This is a genomic window from Virgibacillus byunsanensis, from assembly GCF_042675965.1.
In the GTDB taxonomy this organism is placed as follows: domain Bacteria; phylum Bacillota; class Bacilli; order Bacillales; family Amphibacillaceae; genus Virgibacillus_R; species Virgibacillus_R byunsanensis.
This window is the reverse complement of record NZ_JBHTKJ010000073.1, coordinates 120,068-137,561: the sequence shown is the minus strand read 5'-3', so window position 1 is coordinate 137,561 and position 17,494 is coordinate 120,068. Positions and strand designations below refer to the sequence as shown.

Annotated in this window: 20 protein-coding genes, 1 pseudogene and 1 other annotated feature; of the genes and pseudogenes, 20 read left to right on the top strand and 1 reads right to left on the bottom strand. The window is 37.3% G+C overall.

Going from position 1 to position 17,494, the window contains the following annotated elements; translation table 11 throughout:
• Nucleotides 1-193 precede the first annotated feature (193 nt).
• The 11 genes and pseudogenes from ACFQ3N_RS19370 to ACFQ3N_RS19320 all read left to right on the top strand — a co-directional run.
• Nucleotides 194-973: an ABC transporter ATP-binding protein gene (locus ACFQ3N_RS19370; protein WP_390364710.1), complete on the top strand. Its 780-nt coding sequence runs from the start codon at nt 194-196 to the stop codon at nt 971-973.
• Entirely contained in the window at nt 970-2,733 is a 1,764-nt protein-coding gene (locus ACFQ3N_RS19365) for a putative ABC transporter permease subunit (RefSeq protein WP_390364708.1), read from the top strand. The genes ACFQ3N_RS19370 and ACFQ3N_RS19365 overlap by 4 nt, the downstream gene beginning before the upstream one ends.
• 20 nt (nt 2,734-2,753) lie before the next feature.
• A complete protein-coding gene (locus ACFQ3N_RS19360; protein WP_390364706.1) occupies nt 2,754-2,954 on the top strand; it encodes a hypothetical protein in 201 nt (66 codons plus the stop codon).
• Nucleotides 2,955-3,032: 78 nt separating this feature from the next.
• Nucleotides 3,033-3,569, top strand: coding sequence for a GNAT family N-acetyltransferase (locus ACFQ3N_RS19355; protein WP_390364704.1), 537 nt, complete (start codon nt 3,033-3,035; stop codon nt 3,567-3,569).
• Nucleotides 3,569-3,952 (top strand): VOC family protein, encoded by a 384-nt coding sequence (locus ACFQ3N_RS19350; protein ID WP_390364702.1) that lies wholly within the window; start codon nt 3,569-3,571, stop codon nt 3,950-3,952. Before ACFQ3N_RS19355 ends, ACFQ3N_RS19350 begins: the two co-directional genes overlap by 1 nt.
• Before the next feature lie 4 nt (nt 3,953-3,956).
• Entirely contained in the window at nt 3,957-4,361 is a 405-nt protein-coding gene (locus tag ACFQ3N_RS19345; protein WP_390364700.1) for a VOC family protein, read from the top strand.
• 351 nt (nt 4,362-4,712) lie between these two features.
• On the top strand, nt 4,713-5,207 hold the full coding sequence (locus ACFQ3N_RS19340; RefSeq protein ID WP_390364698.1) for an NUDIX hydrolase: 495 nt from the start codon (nt 4,713-4,715) through the stop codon (nt 5,205-5,207).
• A gap of 15 nt (nt 5,208-5,222) precedes the next feature.
• Nucleotides 5,223-5,693 carry a hypothetical protein gene (locus ACFQ3N_RS19335; protein ID WP_390364696.1) on the top strand — a complete coding sequence of 157 codons (471 nt, stop codon included), beginning with the start codon at nt 5,223-5,225 and terminating at the stop codon, nt 5,691-5,693.
• Between the two features lie 405 nt (nt 5,694-6,098).
• Nucleotides 6,099-6,788 carry a hypothetical protein gene (locus ACFQ3N_RS19330; protein ID WP_390364694.1) on the top strand — a complete coding sequence of 230 codons (690 nt, stop codon included), beginning with the start codon at nt 6,099-6,101 and terminating at the stop codon, nt 6,786-6,788.
• A 119-nt stretch (nt 6,789-6,907) separates the two neighbouring features.
• Nucleotides 6,908-7,507 (top strand): SafA/ExsA family spore coat assembly protein, encoded by a 600-nt coding sequence (gene safA / locus ACFQ3N_RS19325; protein WP_390364785.1) that lies wholly within the window; start codon nt 6,908-6,910, stop codon nt 7,505-7,507.
• A 146-nt stretch (nt 7,508-7,653) separates the two neighbouring features.
• A pseudogene (locus ACFQ3N_RS19320) lies at nt 7,654-7,831 on the top strand (metallothiol transferase FosB); the annotation flags it as partial.
• A gap of 175 nt (nt 7,832-8,006) precedes the next feature.
• Here ACFQ3N_RS19320 and ACFQ3N_RS19315 read toward each other — a convergent pair.
• Nucleotides 8,007-8,309, bottom strand: coding sequence for a class I SAM-dependent methyltransferase (locus ACFQ3N_RS19315; protein ID WP_390364692.1), 303 nt, complete (start codon nt 8,307-8,309; stop codon nt 8,007-8,009).
• Nucleotides 8,310-8,435: 126 nt separating this feature from the next.
• Here ACFQ3N_RS19315 and ACFQ3N_RS19310 point away from each other — a divergent pair, with 126 nt between their 5' ends.
• The 9 genes from ACFQ3N_RS19310 to cydC all read left to right on the top strand — a co-directional run bounded on the left by ACFQ3N_RS19310 (nt 8,436) and on the right by cydC (nt 17,465).
• On the top strand, nt 8,436-9,335 hold the full coding sequence (locus ACFQ3N_RS19310) for a DMT family transporter (protein WP_390364690.1): 900 nt from the start codon (nt 8,436-8,438) through the stop codon (nt 9,333-9,335).
• Between the two features lie 42 nt (nt 9,336-9,377).
• Nucleotides 9,378-9,621 (top strand) — a binding site (T-box leader).
• Between the two features lie 32 nt (nt 9,622-9,653).
• Nucleotides 9,654-10,868 carry an MFS transporter gene (locus tag ACFQ3N_RS19305; RefSeq protein ID WP_390364783.1) on the top strand — a complete coding sequence of 405 codons (1,215 nt, stop codon included), beginning with the start codon at nt 9,654-9,656 and terminating at the stop codon, nt 10,866-10,868.
• A 66-nt stretch (nt 10,869-10,934) separates the two neighbouring features.
• Complete coding sequence (locus ACFQ3N_RS19300) at nt 10,935-11,459, top strand: RNA polymerase sigma factor (protein WP_390364688.1); 525 nt, start codon at nt 10,935-10,937, stop codon at nt 11,457-11,459.
• Nucleotides 11,446-12,060: a hypothetical protein gene (locus tag ACFQ3N_RS19295; RefSeq protein ID WP_390364686.1), complete on the top strand. Its 615-nt coding sequence runs from the start codon at nt 11,446-11,448 to the stop codon at nt 12,058-12,060. The genes ACFQ3N_RS19300 and ACFQ3N_RS19295 overlap by 14 nt, the downstream gene beginning before the upstream one ends.
• Nucleotides 12,061-12,085: 25 nt before the next feature.
• Entirely contained in the window at nt 12,086-12,283 is a 198-nt protein-coding gene (locus ACFQ3N_RS19290) for a hypothetical protein (RefSeq protein ID WP_390364684.1), read from the top strand.
• Nucleotides 12,284-12,296: 13 nt separating this feature from the next.
• Nucleotides 12,297-12,680, top strand: a complete 384-nt coding sequence (locus tag ACFQ3N_RS19285) for a VOC family protein (protein ID WP_390364681.1) — start codon at nt 12,297-12,299, stop codon at nt 12,678-12,680.
• 238 nt (nt 12,681-12,918) lie between these two features.
• Nucleotides 12,919-13,701 (top strand): hypothetical protein, encoded by a 783-nt coding sequence (locus ACFQ3N_RS19280; RefSeq protein WP_390364679.1) that lies wholly within the window; start codon nt 12,919-12,921, stop codon nt 13,699-13,701.
• A gap of 318 nt (nt 13,702-14,019) precedes the next feature.
• A complete protein-coding gene (gene cydD, locus ACFQ3N_RS19275) occupies nt 14,020-15,753 on the top strand; it encodes a thiol reductant ABC exporter subunit CydD (protein WP_390364677.1) in 1,734 nt (577 codons plus the stop codon).
• Nucleotides 15,750-17,465 carry a thiol reductant ABC exporter subunit CydC gene (gene cydC, locus ACFQ3N_RS19270; protein ID WP_390364675.1) on the top strand — a complete coding sequence of 572 codons (1,716 nt, stop codon included), beginning with the start codon at nt 15,750-15,752 and terminating at the stop codon, nt 17,463-17,465. The genes cydD and cydC overlap by 4 nt, the downstream gene beginning before the upstream one ends.
• Nucleotides 17,466-17,494: the final 29 nt, after the last annotated feature.

The window sequence follows — 17,494 nt, the reverse complement described above, 5'->3', positions numbered from 1 at the left end:
AAATCATGGATCAGGGCCTGTTCTTAGTAATTTATGCACAATTTCTTTTGAGCTCAACTAGATCCCTACATATTAACAACTCGCTAAATTGGGATTATAACACACCGTCTGCTAGAATATACCAAATCTACCCCATATAGTAAGAATATTTTGTTATAATAGTATAAATAGAGAAATATCAGGGGGAATAAACGTGAGTTCGCCTTCAATCAAGCTAACTGATTTAGCTAAGTCATATCGAAAACAAAAAGCGGTACATAATTTAAATTTAGAAGTAAATAAAGGTGAACTGTTTGGTTTTCTTGGTCCAAATGGTGCGGGTAAAACAACGACTATAAAGATGTTAACTGGGTTACTAGAACCTACTAGTGGAACAGCAGAGGTCAATGGAATCGATATTTGGAAACAACCAATACAGGCAAAAAAGAATATCGCTTATGTTCCAGATCAACCCAATTTATATCCCAAGTTAACGGGATGGGATTATTTGGAGTTTATTGCTTCTGTTTTTCATGTGCCAGAAGAAAAGTTCCAAGCAAAAGCTACTGAGCTGCTAAGTACTTTCAACTTAACAGATCAGGCTGATGATCTAATTGAAAGTTATTCACACGGAATGAAGCAAAAGATTGCGATCTGTGGTGCACTCGTTCATGAGCCGGAAGTGCTGTTCCTAGATGAACCTACTGTGGGCTTGGATCCGAAAAGCGCGAGGAGTCTTAAGAATTTGCTCCGTGAGCTTTGTGATAATGGGATGACTGCGTTTGTATCCACACATATTCTTGAAATCGCGGAACAGATGTGTGATCGTGTTGGGATTATTTTGGATGGAGACATTATCGCGTTAGGTACCATGAATGAACTAAAGAGTACAGATCAGAGCCTGGAGGATATTTTCCTGGAATTAACTGGTGGCGAGGATCAGGAAGCTTTGATTAATGAGATTTCCAAAGCAGATCAAGGTGACGCAAAATGATAAAAGTACTTTTAAGAAATCAGCGGAAAATTCTCATAAACACAGTCGGTTCCCAAAGTAAGAAGAATTACATACGTTATATTTTTACATTTGCTGTAATCTCAGTACTATTATATTTTTTATCCAAAGCTGTATGGTCGGTAGGAGAATCAATCACTCCACCTGTATTAGCCGGAATGCTATCATATGGATTTTTGATGATTATTGGTTTCATTATTTTACTGGGACTTCCGCAAGTATTTAAACATTTATACGCTGCAACCGATTTGGGGTTCCTATTTACCTTACCAATACCTACAAGACATATTTTTTGGGTGAAATATCTGCAGAGTTTTATCGGGATTCCGTTATTGAGTTTCCTCTTTTTTGTCGTTCCTTTATTTATCTATGGAATCCTAATTGGAGCGAATTTAGTATATTATCCCGTAGTAATTCTTGCTCTACTGTCTATAATCATCATCGGGCTTTCCGTTGCGTATTTATTTAATTTAGTTTTAATTCAGATTGTCCCGGCAAGTAAAGCGAATGAATTTATGACTGCAATGAGCGTTTTGTCGGGTATTTTTGTTTATTTAATGTTTATGATTCCGAATATGACAAACGAACGACCACTCAATGAAGTGCTTCTATCTGGACTTCCATTGTTCCCGGAATGGGTGCCAGTTAGTTGGGCAAGTGATGCGATTATTAGTGCTGCAACAGGTTCATTAGACTTGTTTCTGCCACTTGTGATGATCCTTTTGTTAGCTATAATAATCGTAGTCTTTACGGCTTCTTTAGTGGAAAAAGGATTTCGGACGGGCTGGATTCGCCTTAGTGAGGGTGGAGGGAAAAAGAAGAAAAAATCCAAAACGAAGATAACAGAGCATAAGTTACATCATCCAGTCGTCTCTATTGGAAAAAAAGAATGGTATGCGATTAAACGAGATATGCGGGAATGGTTAGTGTTTCTGCCCCTTATATTCTTTTTCGTTTTCGGTATTATGGGATTGTTAACGAGTGGTGCTAATTTAAGTGATTTGCAGGGGCCAAATCAAGTTTCTTGGCCGATTGCACAAGGAGTATTTTTGTTTATCTTTGCTATTTTTAATGGGCAGATGGCAGCATCATCCATTTCAAGAGAAGCATCGTCTTTATGGATATTACGAATTTTACCGTTGTCTGGAATACATATTGCGTTGGGGAAACTATGGATTAGTTGGTTAATTCCATTTGTACTATTAACGGCAGTTGAAATCGGAATCGGAATTTTCCTCGGTTGGACAGCAATCCAATTTGTAACTGGAATTTTAATGAAAGCAATCATAACAGCTGGGATAAGTGGAATAGGGCTGTGGCTTGGAACGATTGGCGCGAAGTATAACCCATCCAATCCTCAGAACAGGCTGAAATTCGGTACATCCATCATTTTATTAGTATTGTCATATGTCTATCTATTTCTCGCGTTTATTCCATATGTTCTATTAATCGTACCAGAGGAAGCGATTTCCTTTACAGCTGAAATAAGTAGCCATGCAGGTGGATTTATAGGAGTAATCGCTAGTATTGTATTCACGCTATTAACCTGGAAAGCGAGCTATCCCATTCTGATAGTGATTTGTGGAATAGTGGTTATGCTCGTCACTTCACTGGGAATAGCCGGTTTATGTACAATTGCTAGTGCTCGTAGAATTGATAGAGGCATCGAAATCGAAATGGTACAGGAATCAAGTTCAAAACCATTATTTAAAAATAAAAAACCAGGTGGAAGTTTGTACTAACTTCTTAAGGAGGAATCATAATGAGCTCATTCGCGTTTGGAGGGGTAATCATGTCACTTTTGTTGTATGCATTAGGATTATTTATTCTATATTTGGTAATTCAAGCAGCAGTAAGAAACGGAATTGATAATTCTGAGGTAGCAAAAATGATGCGTGAGAAATATGGGATCCAGAAGAATGAAGAGAAATTTTACCCAAAGGATGATTTGGATAAAAATTAAGAGGTAAATGGTGACTAATTAGGAAAACCAAGGAATACGGGATTTTTACCGAAATGGCCGTAAAGGAGGACAAACACATTGAAAATCAGAAAAGCTGCACTAACTGATGCTCCACATATCGCCAAAGTACATGTTGATAGCTGGCGTACTACATACAAAGATATTTTTCCACAGGAATATTTAAATAATCTATCATACGAGGAACGGACATCGTTTTTAGAAAAAAGTATACCACAGCAAGATGTATATGTTGCCGAGAATAATCAAGGTGAAATTGTTGGCTTTTCTGTTGGTGGATTAGAAAGAGAAGGGAAACATGAGGGCTATTTGGGAGAGTTATATGCCATTTATATTGTAGAAGAATATCAAGGAAATGGCATTGGCAAAGAGCTTGTAAAACCAGTCGTTGAACAACTTAAGCAGGTAGGGATAAACACGATGCTGATTTGGGTGTTGGAAGATAATGATGCGAGGTACTTCTATGAATCGATCGGTGGTAGGAAAATAGATACGGTTGAAGTGGAGATGGCTGGAGTAAAGGTAAACGAAACAGCCTATGGATGGGATGATTTAAAAAAGCAATTCAGTTTAGAGGAGGAAAGCAGGGATATATAGTGAACGTTAAAGAATTTGGCACTATTTTATTCGTTGAGCGGTATGACCAATGTGTAACGTTTTACCGAGATATACTTAAATTAGAAGTGAGAAACGTAAAGGATAGTTTAGTAACCTTTAACATTTCAAGTGGGTACTTAATGGTTGAAAAAGGTGGATTTGGTTCAGCTAATGAAAAAAATAGACAACAAAATCCGGTAGTGCTAAGGTTTGACGTCGACTCACTTGAGGAATCGATACAAGATTTAGAGGATCGTGGTGTTATTTTTAGCAATAGATACCTTGAATTTGATTGGGGTAAGATAGCCGTATTTCTTGATCCAGACGGTAACCGGATTGAATTAGGTGAAATTAATAAGACAAGTGGATCACACAAGGAGTGAGACAATGCAATTCAATGATTTTTCGACAGCACAAATTAGAATAGCACGTCCAACTGATAAATTTGATGAGGTAATCGATTTTTATGAAAAAGGTCTTGGTCTGAAACGTATAACAGATTTTGCTAATCATGATGGTTACACTGGTGTTATCTTGGGGTTGCCTAATGCTTCTTATCATCTGGAATTCACAAAACATGCCGAGGGAAGTCCGTGCCCAGCACCAACAGAAGATAATTTGTTCGTTTTTTATATACCTGAAATGAATGAGATTACTAACGTTGCAGAACGAATACATAAAATGGGCTACCCTGAAGTGTTACCTGAAAATAATTATTGGAAAGAAAAAGGAATTACAATCGAAGACCCTGATGGCTGGATAATCGTTTTAATGAACACGAACGGTATATAAGATAAGAAAAGAAGTTTTGAAAGATACTCTTTTAGACGATATTAAGCATACAAAAGATATTGAAACGATTATCAAAGGGGGAAGTCTGTATAAACAGGAAGAAATTTTAGAACACATTCCAAGTACGTGGTTTTAAAAGAAAGAGTTGAATCGTTCATCGGTGAGTTTAACACTGAAATCAAAAGTCGGGCGTCGAGTACTATGAATTCACATAAAGAATATGGCATACAAGCATAATTTTGGTAAGAAAAAAATGGAAACTGGTTCGTGGACAGCTATTGCAGTTGCAATAGCACTTGCGCTAGGACTATTTGACACAAGTAAGAAAAAGAAGAAATAAGGGAGAAAAAAATGCTGGCATACACAATTTGTTTCATAAAAAAAGGTGATGAAATTTTAATGTTAAATAGAGAAAAGTCCTCATGGATGGGGATGTGGAACGGCGTTGGAGGAAAAATCGAGAAGAATGAAACTCCGCATGATTGTATTTTACGAGAAATAAAAGAGGAGACTGGAATCCAAGTATCCAAGGTGGATTACAAAGGTCAGGTAACATGGCATGACGGTAAAATATATCTGGGGGGTATGCATACATATATGGTTGAACTTCCTGAAACATACGATTCCAAAGCACCAATTAAGACAGATGAAGGGATCCTTGACTGGAAAAAGGAATCATGGATTTTGGACGAAGAAAACCTTGGAGTCGTTGGTAATATAAAATACTTTCTACCCATTATGCTGAATGATTCTAATGTATATGATCATCAATTTGTATACGAAGGAATGAAAATTGTAGATTATCGTGCAGAAACTTTGAAGGAACAGGTTTTGTCTAACTACTAGAAAGGGGGCAGATCGATGAATCGTAAAAAGATATTACTTGGTGTTGCCGGTCTAGTTTTGTTAATAGTAGTTTCGAGTTTTGTGATGAACGCTGAAAATAAAGAGGACGACAAAGATGTAACGGAACACAACTATACGTATGTAGGAGAAAGCGAGAACTGGACAGCAGAATTCGAATTTGAAGGTAAAGAGACTTTTTATGAGGAAGATGGGACAAATAAATATAATGCTGAACATAATAGTCGCTTTGTCCTAACATATAAAGGTGATCTCAGTGAATTATCTGCATTAGAAAAAATAAGATATGGATACGAAACGCCGTCTAATGCAACTGAGATAGGAACCACATTTGATGAACCCCCTTCAGAGAAAATATTTACGATCAATGATTCAGGTAGTTCGATTGTATATGAAGATTCTGTGATTGAAGCCACCGTCGAATGGGGTGGAGAGAAGGAAACGTTTGAATTGAAAAACGATGATTAATCCCTTGAAAATTTCAAAACGCGGAATAAATGCTTATAAACACGGAATAACCCTTCAAAACCGCGGAATAAACACGTGATATCGCGGAATAAACATGTTAATCGCGGAGTAACCTCACCCAAACGCGGAATAACGGTTGCAATGAATTGATGTAAGAACTCTATTTATTGGAATTAGTGTTGCTGCAACAATACAAGCCCCCGACAACCTAATATTGGATTGACAACTGATGAAATAGCAATGCTTGTGATGTATTGATCAAGTTAAAAGTAGTTCTGGTTTTACTTATCACCAGACTTTACTTTGGGCAACAGGATTATTAGTTGGTTTTATAATGGTACTGTTTGTTGATGATCAATGGCTGTTTTTTCCCTTAGCATTATTTTTTTTTTTAGGAGAGATAACATGAATTTTTTAAAAATACTACTTATACTGTTGGTCATAACCATAGCATTAACAGCTTGTAACAAACCTTCCTTTCTCTGTCCTGGTGAAGCAATTGAATGGGTGGATTTGTTGATGATTGACGGTGTTAAATATTACCAGAGTCGTACAAACGAATATATTCCACTCGATAAAGGAGATTCAATTGGTGAAGTGACGTTTACCATGTCTGACAATGCATGTAGCGATCACGTCATGAAAAATGGCCATGCAGCTTATTTACCTAAAGGAACTACTGTTCATGAAGTGGAGGGATATCCTGCATCTTTCATGGTGTTAGCTAATGACAAGGTCTATTTAGTGGAAGAAAACAAACGCGCTGATACAGTTGAAGAGTTATATCCGATAGCGGACATGGTTAAAAAAATAAGTATCGTGAGCACAATAGATGGAAGTGAATTACATACGTTTTCGATGTCCTCCCAAACAACATTTTTAGATGCATGGATGTCTTTGGAATTAGAGGATAGAGATAAATTATACGATAATGGTTCTTTTGAAGGTGAACAAATGTTTTTGGAAATCCTATTAAAAAACGGAATTTCCATGAGAGTTGTCTACCGGGTCGAATCAAATACGTTCCATTTAGGAGCTATTGGAAACGATGAAATTAAGGCGATTTTGTTGAACGAGAAAACGAACATAGATTAAGGAATGAATGTAATACCTTATTATTTCCAAATTAACTAACATAACTTACACTTCTTTCGGTTAAGCTAAATTCGACGAAAGGAGTGAATGAAATAGTGAGAAAAATGGTCGTTTTTATGATGACGTTGTTAATGTCATTAAGTTTTTTACAACCAATTAACACGAGTGCACAGTCGACGGATACTTATACTGTTCAATGGGGTGACACGTTATGGGAGATATCGAGGAAATATAAAATAGGACTTTCCGAAATTATTAACGCCAATCCTCAATTTAATAATCCCGATTTGATTTACCCTGGTAACAAAGTATATGTTCCGTTAAAACAGGAAGTTAAATCAGTTGAACAGCAGGTAATTCAAATAACGAACCGATATCGATCTGAAAATGGATTATCACCGCTTTCAAATGATTGGCAACTGTCCAGAGTGGCGCGATATAAATCGGCAGATATGCGTGATAAAAGTTATTTCTCACATACATCACCAACTTATGGCTCCCCATTTAAAATGATGAAAGACTTCAATATATCTTATCAAAGGGCAGCTGAAAATATCGCAGCTGGACAACAAACTCCTGAAGATGTTGTCCGTTCCTGGATGAATAGCTCGGGACATAGAAAAAATATTTTAGATGCTAATATGACGCATATTGGTGTTGGTTATGCCGAGGGTGGAAGTTATTCGGTATACTGGACACAAATGTTCATAAGTAAATAAGTTATATGCCTTAGTGGTGCATGGGCTGCTAAGGCATATTTAATGCAACTGCATAACTACAATCGATTCCAAAAAGAAAAATGAGGCAACTATTTTTTATAAAATAATGCCACCTAAAAGTAATCTAGTAATAAGGGGAGAAAGTGATGAAAATTAATCATTTATTATTTCCTGTTTCAGATATAGATAAATCTATTACAGATGTTTTTGATGCTAAACTACTAGTTAAAGGTAAAAATACTGCCTACTTTGATCTGGATGGTATATGGCTGGCACTGCATGTTCCCTCGGAATGAAATTTACAGGTCGTATACACATATGGCATTAGAAGGAGTTAGAAGCCAAAGTTTACAAGCAAAAAGCCAAAGTTTTATATGAAGTGGCCAAAGTTATAGGTGAACAAGCCAAAGTTCACAGTTTAGAAGCCGAAGTTCATAACAATTTGGGCTGTTGAACGGGTTCACCAGCACAATTTCGTCAGAGCTAGAGACTGGAAGGTTCACTGCATCATATTAGAGGATATGTTAGATGCATTGCCGGTTTTGAAATGTAATTGGTCATAGTCATGACAATTTTGCTTTGCTCCCGCAATCATTGCTTCTGAAAAATCTACTCCTGTTATTTCTGGAATTCCTATGTCAGCTAAGGCTTTTGTGTAAATTCCACCACCACAGCCGATATCTACGGCTTGATTTGGACGTTTATAATCAAACAGTTTTTCGATAGTATCGATCCAGCTCTTATCCACAACTCGTCTGGTATATGATTGTTTGTTACAATTGTCGTGAAAATCAACTGGCATTATAATCACTCCTCTTAAATATAAGTGTACTTGTGAGCAGGATATATGAAAAATACTGTTTTTTAATCCAAAGTGATAATAGTATGTTATACACACGGAAGATTCAGATGAAGCATGGGGGTCTTTATGGTTTATCCTTATATATTAATGATTTTTGTGGTTATTTTTTATGCAGGTAATATTTTGATAGGAAAGGCTATTAACGAGTTGCCACCGTTTACGATTGCATTTTTGCGTTTGGTGGTAGCTTTTATTGTATTATTGCCGATCGGTTATAGAAAGGCCTGGCAATATCGTCTCAAATTTTTGGAATACAAGAAGCCATTTTTGGTGATGACGTTAACAGGTGTGACGTTTTTTAACACGATTATTTATGGAGCGCTACAATTTACCACTTCAACCAATGTAGCGGTTATCGAAACAGTTATTCCAGTGGCTACAGTCGCCTTAGGTGCTTTCCTCATAAAAGAGAAACTGCAACCACTTCAACTGGTTGGTATTTTTCTATCGTTATTTGGAGCTTTATGGGTCGTATTAAATGGTAATATAAGTAATCTCGCAACAATGGACTGGAATGTTGGGGACGGGATCATGGTTGGTGCTATTGTGTGCTGGGCAATTTATTCGATCCTGGTAAAACAATACCTTCATTTATTCCCACCATATGCAGCACTACTTGTCATGACGGGTGTTTCCGTTATCGTGTTGTTTCCAATTGTGGTAGCAGAGTGGTTTGTTACAGGTGTTCCTTCATTTGTACCAAGTAATCTCATGGGATTAGCTTATCTAGGAATCTTTCCGTCATTCATTGCATTAATTTTTTATAATCATAGTGTTGAAAAATTAGGTGCATCTCAAGCTGCTGTATTTATAAATTTCCTTCCAGTAGTTACGATGATCGGGGCTTCTATTTGGTTAGGTGAAGAAATGACAGGGATGAAAGTAATTGGTGCATGGACGGTAATCAGTGGTGTTTTATTAACGACGCAGATAAAAGCGAGAGATTACAACAAAGGTCTTTCATAACTAAAACAATTATGGTAATCTATTGTTTAATTAAATTACCGGTAAAAAACAATGAAGAGAAGAGTAGATACGGTTCACTCTTCCAAGAGAACTCCGGGAGCTGAAAAGGAGTATGTATGAGTGTATCGAAGCAAGTCTCTGAGTATTACATTGGAACCTATTAGGGGGTGGTGTGGCAGGAGCTCCTGTTATAGAGCTAGGGTATACAACGTACCTGATAAGTTTAATATAGTGATATATTAATAAACTGGGGTGGCACCACGACACGGCAAAACTCGTCCCCAAGACTTTAGGTCTTGGAGGCGGGTTTTTTTGGCTATAAAAAAGAGGTTGGAATCATGGAAATATCCATCCATTTTATTACTTGGTATTGGTGTCTCAAATGTTGGGGATTGGGTTTATTTAATTGCATTAAATTTAATTGTGCTAGATATGACAGGTTCACCACTCGCTGTTGCTGCACTTTATATACTGAAGCCACTTGCAACAATATGTACAAATGTATGGTCTGGTAGTTTTATAGATCGTTTAAATAAACGTAATCTAATGATTTATCTGGATATTTTTCGAGCCATTATGATTGCTATCCTTCCATCTCTAGCTTCTGTTTGGGCGATTTATGCTCTGGTATTTTTCATTAATATGGCAAGTGCTATATTTGAACCTACATCAATGTCATACATAACAAAATTAATACCAATTGCCGATCGGATACGATTTAACGCATTACGAAGCTTGATTGATTCTGGTGCTTTCTTAATTGGACCAGCGATAGCGGGGGTACTATTTATTATTGGTAATCCTGTTGTTGCGATTTACATCAATGCAATTGCTTTATTTTTATCAGGGAATATAACTTTCTTCATGCCAAACGTTGAAACTGGCATCAAACAGGAGAAAATGTCTCTTGCTATTCTCCGAGAAGACTGGCGTGTTGTTTCCCGTTTTAGTAGCCAACATATCTATGTCATGATTAGTTATTTCCTATTTAGCGGTATGATGGTTATGGCAACAGCGATAGATTCATTGGAAGCAGCATTTGCAAAGGAAGTATTGCACCTTTCTGATGGAAGTTATGGATTCCTCGTCAGTATTGCCGGAGCCGGCATTGTTGTTGGAGCAGTGATAAACACAGCTTTTGTGAAAAAAATATCTCTTAACCTGCTCATTGGTGCAGGATCATTATCTGTTTCACTCGGTTATATTATATACGCCTTTTCAGGTAGCTTTTTTGTAGCAGCAATAGGGTTTTTTATTCTTTCGTTCGCACTTGCTTTTGCAAATACAGGTTTCAATACTTTTTATCAAAACAATATTCCTGTTGAAGTAATGGGCAGAATTGGAAGTGTATATGGGTTTATGGAAGCAATATTAATTGTGATGGTGACATCTCTCATGGGAATAACAGCCCAACTATTTTCGATTCAAACCGTCGTTATTGTGGGAACCCTGATCATGTTTGGTGTGACCACAGCCCTATGTATATTTAGCAACACGAATCTGAAAGTAAAAAAATATAAACTGGTAAAATAAGGTGCAACTTTTAGAAGATTCATCCGTTGTAATAGTTAAGAAGACTTTGGTGGGGAGAGGAAACTTTTGGATCATGAATTTATCAAGAGACAAGTAAATGATTGGTATCATTTATATAATAACGATATTTATCAATATATATTTTTTATGATTGGTGATCATGACCAAGCAAGAGACTTAATGCAGGATACATTCCTTCGAGCGTATAACAATGGTGATTCATTTCAAGGGAATAACGCCAGGGGATGGTTATTTCGGATTGCTAGAAATATAACAATTGATTATATCAGAAAGAGAAAGCCAATTAGTTATATATTGGATACGATGCCAATTATGCATTCAAAGGAAACTACTCCAGAACAAATAGCTTTCTTAAATGAAACTCAAAGGGAGCTATATGACGCAATTGGAAAAATGAAACGTTCCTACCGTGATGTTATCATATTACGAAAAATCAAATCCTTCTCCATTCAAGAGACTGCAACCATTCTTGGATGGAATGAAAGTAAGGTTAAAACTACTTTATTTAGAGGAATAAAAGCTTTAAAGAAGGAACTGGTAAAGGAGGGGTATCAGCATGGAAAAGTTTGACGAAGAGTTTGATCGTGATTTAAGGTCGATGGACAATACCATACGTCTATCTGAAAACGAACAACAGTTAACACTCTCTCGGTTGAATGCAAAAATGAACTCCTCACAACCAAAGAAGGTTTTTGCGTATAAATATTATCTGTCTGCACTGACTGCTTTACTATTGTTTATCGTATTAAGCAGTTATTATATAAGCGAATCGAATCAAGGTGCAACTAATGTCCAACCTGATCCAGTGGTCATTTCCATACCAGAATTAAAAGAGCTCGGACTTACTCTTGAGCAGGAAAGCTCAACATTATGGAATATTACAAATGAAAATGAAGCTATTGTTGGTGAAGTAAGTATAGTAAGTTCAACTGAATATGAAAATAAGGAAAATAAGGAAGCGATATTTGAGAGTAAAGAGTTAACTGATGTTACATACCCAACCACTTTCATTCGCCAACACGTTAAAACAGATAATATTATACAGACTTTTTACTTTTATATGGATGTGGGTGATTCATATTCAAGCCCGTATATTCTCATAAAACTGCATACTCCTTTAGTTGAGGAAGATGATGCCTTTAAGGTCGTTGAAAGTTTTCAATTAGAATAATGATGGAAATGCTAGGGGTGATTTATTGATTTCGGATTTATTTTGGATCATATTTGTAGTTGTACTCATTGTTTTTCTGATTTTCCTCGATAGGCGAAAAACGAAAAGGAATCCACATCAATCTTATCGTGAAAAGACAGAACAGGAGAAAGAAGTAGAAAGACAAATTGCAAAAGAAAAAGGCCGTCGTCCAATGGGCGGTGGTGGTGCTGGTGGATTATGAATGGAGGCTTAACATGAAAATTAAAGTAACAAGTGTATTTGTAGATGATCAAGAAAGAGCGCATCAATTTTATACAGAAGTTCTCGGCTTTATTAAAAAAACAGACATACCTGCAGGAGACTTTAAGTGGCTAACGGTTGTCTCGCCAGAGGATCCAGAAGGTGTTGAGTTGCTACTTGAACCTAATGAAAACCCAGCTGCAAAAACGTACCAAAATACTATTTATGAAGAAGGTATTCCAACCACTTCATTTGCAGTTGATGACATCCAAAAGGAATACGAAAGATTGAAAAATGCAGGTGTGAAATTCACCACAGAACCAACCGAGGTCGGTCCGGTAACATTTGCTATATTTGATGACACGTGTGGGAATCTAATACAAATTTCACAGGTGTAATGACTATAATAAAAAAACCTGGAACTCCATAACGGGAACCGTTTCTATTATTAAACCAGAAATTGAAGTAAGAAAATGTATTTCAATCTTCATAGCAAATTACATCGTAAAGCATTTAGTGAAGCACAAAATCCTATACAATATAGAAATGGTCCAGATATATATACATAATTTTGTATACCCTCCTTGTTATCATTAGAAATGTAGAAGTTAAAAAATAACAAGGAGGCCATTCGAAATGAAGAAGCCATGGTATAAAAAGGTTTGGGTTTGGGTAGTTGCAGTTATAGTCATTATTGCAATAAGTACAGGAGATGCGGAGGAAGAAGCAGAAGCAGGAAATAAGACTGCTGCGGAAACAGATACAGAAGGATCTACTGAAGATGTAACTGAAGAAGACGTATCTCAAGAGCAGACAGAACCAGAGGAAAGTGAAGAAGAGCCAGAGAACGAAGCTGGGGAAGACCAGGAAGAAGTTGTAGAGGAAACACCACAGGAAAAAATGTTTAATCAAGTATTGACGTTAATGGATGAAGGATTAGCGTTTGATACCGGGTCATATGTTAAAGGAGATATTCCAGAAGGTGAATATGCTTTTATTTCATTTGACGGTAGCGGAAAATATTATGGTGAAACAGACAGCGCTGGAAACATTATAGACAATGAGAACTTTGATAGTTTTGGCTATGTGTATGTGCATGATGCGGATAATTTGGAAACACGCGGTGCCCTAATAAGTGTAGAAGCTTTCGATGACTTAGAGGTAAGTGGTGCCAAAGAAATATACGAAAAAATAAATAATGTTGAAGATTATAAGGGATCTGGAATGTATAAAGTCGGATATGATATCGAACCAAATCAATATACTATTGAAAGTATGGGCCAAGGATATGTAGCTGTGTTGTCTGGTCCAATCGGTGATAATGAGATTGTAAATAATGAAATCTTGAACGGCAAGTATAATGTAAATGTGTCCGATGGTCAGTTTTTGCAGATATCGAAGGGCGAAATTTTGGAATAAAACGAAAACTGCACACGATATAGATGGCATACCTTTGTAGTATGCCATTTATTTTTGTAGATAAAAAAGTATAAAACTTTCTTATCTACAAAAGTCCAACTAAGGCTTGGCGATAAGCCAAGGTTTCTAAAGAAATAATGATAGGTAGCAACATCAAGTATGACAGTTATGTTAAGGCAAGTACTGTTTATTTACTGGAAAAACACAATCATGTATACTTATGTGAAAGTATTCACTATTTAATGAGGATTAAACGGTAATAGTTTGTAAATTATAGATCTAAACAGAACTCATCATAGTTTCAGGGGGAACAGAAGTATGATTCAACTTAAAGAAATGGCGATGGCACAGAAAACGAAAGTATATCTTCTCGTTTCTTTTGCTATGCTTAGCGGAATAGTTATTATTGGACAGGCATATTATTTTGTTTCCATTGTCGACCGTATTTTTATTAAAGGTCAGTCATTTCAAGCTATATTACCACTTCTTTATGGGTTAATCGCCGTTCTCCTCGCAAGAGCAGCTCTTCATTATGCTCGTGGAACAGTAGGCGTTAAAATGTCTTCTAAGGTGAAAAGCGATTTACGAAAAGCACTTTTGGATAGGTTTTCAAGGAATCCTGTACAAGCATCTATTCAAGGACAATCTGGACAAAAAGTGAGTGTGATACTGGATGCTGTTGATGGAATAGATGATTACTTTCGCACCTATATTCCTCAGGTAATTCAGACGTCTATTATACCGATTATTATTCTTATCGTCGCTTTTACCCAAAACTTATACACGGGACTCATTATAATTGTGACAGCTCCATTTATTCCTATTTTTATGATCATAATTGGCAAAAAAACAAAAGACAAATCAGAAGAGCAGATGGATAAACTGGCAGCTTTTTCTGCAAAATTTTTAGATACGTTACAAGGGCTTTTAACACTCAAATTATTTGGCAAGGCAGATAAAGAAAAAGATACCATTAAAAAAAGCAGTCTCGGATTTCGGGATGCTACCATGGAAGTATTGAAGATTGCCTTCACCAATTCGTTGATGCTAGAGCTCATTTCGATGCTCAGTATGGGTTTGATTGCTCTCGAGGTTGCGATCAGACTAATCGTATTTCAGGATATTGCCTTTTTCACGGCATTTTTCATGCTGGTGCTCGCTCCGGAGTTTTATACAGCCTTGAAGGAACTTGGTAATGCATTTCATACTGGTAGGGGAAGTATGGGAGCAGCCCGAAAAATCGAAGCAGAGTTGACCGATTTAACTCCGCCTGTAAACTGGGGTGAAGCATCGTTACTTGATGAGGATACTCCACCTGAAATCCAATTAGCTGGTACTGGGTTTGCATACGGGGAAGACACTTTTGCATTAAAAAATATACATGCTAAGGTTCGCCCTTATGAACAAATAGCTATCGTTGGCAGAAGTGGTGCTGGTAAGTCGACCTTATTACATATGATTGCTGGTCTGCTGCCACTTTTAGAAGGAAAAATCCTCATAAATGGCAAACCACTTTTAGAGTACAAGGAAAAAGATTGGTTTGATCAGCTAAGTTACATTTCACAGGATCCTTATCTTTTTTCCGGAACGATTGCTGATAATATTGCAATAGGATCCAAAGAAAATGCTACCCAGAATGATGTGGAGCAAGCTGCTGAAAAAGCAGGAATATCCCGACTGGTGGCATCTCTTAAGGATGGATACGATACTGTAATCGGAGAGGCAGGAAGAGGACTCTCAGGAGGAGAAAAACAAAGGGTTGCTATCGCCAGAGCGTTCTTAAAAAAGCCAACAGTCATCTTATTTGATGAGCCAACAACAGGTCTTGATTTGGAAACAGAACACATTCTTCAAGCCTCCATGAAGGAATTGGCTCAGTCATCAACCATTATTACAGTTGCCCATCGTCTGCACACGATAAAAAATGCTGATAAGATTTTATTTATGGAGAATGGACAACTGGTTGCTTCTGGTACACATGAAAAGTTAATGGATTCAATAGAAACCTATCGCAGCATGGTGACAGTACAGCAAGGAGGGCGAGCGGAATGAAAGATTTAGGTCAAGTAATCAAACTGATTATGATGGAAAAAAGAGATGTCTTTCTATCCGTTTTGTTTGGCGTTATTACGGGGCTTGCTGCTGTTGGCTTATTTGCCTCAAGTGGGTATTTGATTTCAAAGGCCGCACTCGCACCGCCTCTGTATACACTTACTATTGTTATAGCCACCGTTAAACTGCTCGGTTTTACGCGTGCATTTAGCCGTTATGGGGAACGTTTGTTTTCACATCGTGCGACATTTACGATGCTTAGTAATTTACGCGTTTCATTTTATAAAAAAATAGAACCACTCGCACCAAATCTTCTACAGAAATATCGAAGCGGTGATCTGCTCTCGAGAATTGTTGGCGATGTGGAGACATTACAAAACTTCTTTTTACGTGTGGTTTATCCACCGATTGTATTAGTCATCGTCTTTTTAAGCACCATCCTATTTACGATGTTTTATGCTATTGAGATAGCACTGGTTTTGGCTTTAGGCTTAATTTTAACCACATTTGTTGTGCCTTTTCTGTTTACCATGGCACGCAGAAAAGTGGAGTGGAAAATGCGAAAGAGCCGTGGGGATTTTTCAACAGAGGTAACAGAATTTCTTTATGGTTTCCGGGATTTGAAAATTTACCAGCAGTTAGAAGGAAAAAAAGAGCAGTTAGTGGGATACTCGGATGATTATATTACAGAACAGGAACGAGAAGGGGTTCACCAGGTTTATAGTGATTCGGTGAACACGTTTGTGTCACTATTTATTTCCTGGTTGGTCATTGCTGTAGGAGCTTTTTTGGTTACAGAGGGACAGTTGGACGGTATTTTTCTAGCTATGCTCGTTATGATTTCTCTAACCGTGTTTGAAAATGCAGGTTCAATGGCCGTATTTCCAAGTCACCTGGAAGATAGTCGTCTTGCAGCTAAACGTCTTTATTCAGTTGTGGAAAGACCTGGTATCCTTCGTCCTGAAAACGCCAAACAACTTCCAAGTAACCAGCCGTATTCCATAGACGCAAAAGATATCAGTTTTTCCTTTTCAGATGAGCTCCGAAATACAATTAACCAGGCTTCGCTATCATTACCAGCAGGGTCAAACACAGCCATTGTTGGGCCAAGTGGATCTGGTAAATCAACTTTATTCGAGCTTTTTCTGAAAATGCATGAGCTTGAAAAAGGTGAAATCTGTCTTGATGGTATTCCAGCAGATCAACTATCCCAAGAAACCATTTGGGAAAATACAAATGTTGTCCTGCAAAAGAATCACTTCTTCTATGGTACGATTCGTGAAAATTTACTCCTGGCCAGAGAGGAGGCAAGTGATCTGGAAATGGAAGCAGTACTGAGTAACGTTTTGCTCGATCCATTTTCACTCGATGATCCTGTCCTGGAAAAAGGAGAAAACCTATCGGGCGGGGAAAAGCAACGATTAGCTATTGCCAGAGCAATGCTGAAAAATAGTTCCGTCTGGCTGCTTGATGAACCAACATCATCGATTGATGCACTGACAGAAGAAACGATCTATCGTCATCTATTCGAAAAAGCTAAAGACGATACCGTGGTGCTCATCAGTCATCGTTTAACTGGAATGGAGAACATGGATCAGATTATCGTGATGGAACAGGGTGAAATAATCGAAGTAGGTACATTTGAAGAATTGATGGATCTACAAGGGTACTTCTATCAGATGAAACAGATTGAAAAAAGCGTGTTTATGTAAATAAAAAAGGGCAATTCCAACGACTATGG

What these genes read in the sequence shown, in the direction of transcription:
- safA (WP_390364785.1), top strand. Translation starts at nt 6,908, where the DNA reads ATGACGTTGTTAATGTCATTAAGTTTTTTACAACCAATTAACACGAGT.
- ACFQ3N_RS19315 (WP_390364692.1), bottom strand. Translation starts at nt 8,309, where the DNA reads ATGCCAGTTGATTTTCACGACAATTGTAACAAACAATCATATACCAGA.
- ACFQ3N_RS19295 (WP_390364686.1), top strand. Translation starts at nt 11,446, where the DNA reads ATGGAAAAGTTTGACGAAGAGTTTGATCGTGATTTAAGGTCGATGGAC.
- ACFQ3N_RS19340 (WP_390364698.1), top strand. Translation starts at nt 4,713, where the DNA reads ATGCTGGCATACACAATTTGTTTCATAAAAAAAGGTGATGAAATTTTA.
- ACFQ3N_RS19310 (WP_390364690.1), top strand. Translation starts at nt 8,436, where the DNA reads ATGGTTTATCCTTATATATTAATGATTTTTGTGGTTATTTTTTATGCA.
- cydD (WP_390364677.1), top strand. Translation starts at nt 14,020, where the DNA reads ATGATTCAACTTAAAGAAATGGCGATGGCACAGAAAACGAAAGTATAT.
- ACFQ3N_RS19330 (WP_390364694.1), top strand. Translation starts at nt 6,099, where the DNA reads ATGAATTTTTTAAAAATACTACTTATACTGTTGGTCATAACCATAGCA.
- ACFQ3N_RS19345 (WP_390364700.1), top strand. Translation starts at nt 3,957, where the DNA reads ATGCAATTCAATGATTTTTCGACAGCACAAATTAGAATAGCACGTCCA.
- ACFQ3N_RS19360 (WP_390364706.1), top strand. Translation starts at nt 2,754, where the DNA reads ATGAGCTCATTCGCGTTTGGAGGGGTAATCATGTCACTTTTGTTGTAT.
- cydC (WP_390364675.1), top strand. Translation starts at nt 15,750, where the DNA reads ATGAAAGATTTAGGTCAAGTAATCAAACTGATTATGATGGAAAAAAGA.
- ACFQ3N_RS19365 (WP_390364708.1), top strand. Translation starts at nt 970, where the DNA reads ATGATAAAAGTACTTTTAAGAAATCAGCGGAAAATTCTCATAAACACA.
- ACFQ3N_RS19280 (WP_390364679.1), top strand. Translation starts at nt 12,919, where the DNA reads ATGAAGAAGCCATGGTATAAAAAGGTTTGGGTTTGGGTAGTTGCAGTT.
- ACFQ3N_RS19335 (WP_390364696.1), top strand. Translation starts at nt 5,223, where the DNA reads ATGAATCGTAAAAAGATATTACTTGGTGTTGCCGGTCTAGTTTTGTTA.
- ACFQ3N_RS19285 (WP_390364681.1), top strand. Translation starts at nt 12,297, where the DNA reads ATGAAAATTAAAGTAACAAGTGTATTTGTAGATGATCAAGAAAGAGCG.